Below are 361 nucleotides of genomic sequence, written 5' to 3'. Positions count from 1 at the left end.
TTGGATCGGCTACACTTAGTTGGACAACAAAAATGGGGGCTTGTAGAATAAACCTATTACACTAAGGAGCGGATCATCTACAATGCCAAAACAACAACGTCGAACCTTCACCTCAGAATTTAAAAAGCAAATGGTGCAACTCTATGAAAACGGGAAATCTCGGGCAGCGATTGTGGAGGAATATGGCCTCACAGCTTCAGCTTTAGATCGCTGGATCAAGCAAGCTCAGACGTCAGGCTCCTTTAAGGAGAAAGACAATCGTTCTTCAGATGAAAACGAACTGTTGGCTTTGCGAAAAGAGAACCAGCGTTTGAAGATGGAGGTCGATATTTTAAAGCAAGCCGCGCTGATCATGGGACGA

1 protein-coding gene is annotated in these 361 nt (G+C 44.6%); it reads left to right on the top strand.

Features of this window, described 5'->3' with window-relative positions; genetic code table 11:
• Window positions 1-82 precede the first annotated feature (82 nt).
• Window positions 83-361: IS3 family transposase (locus L693_RS0105545; RefSeq protein WP_025716415.1), on the top strand; the 279-nt coding region annotated here is incomplete at its 3' end.

Origin of the sequence: Paenibacillus sp. 1-18 (assembly GCF_000520755.1) — a bacterium.
Classification (GTDB): domain Bacteria; phylum Bacillota; class Bacilli; order Paenibacillales; family Paenibacillaceae; genus Paenibacillus; species Paenibacillus brasilensis.
The sequence above is the reverse complement of the archived record's forward strand: the minus strand, read 5'-3'. Positions and strand labels throughout refer to the sequence as shown.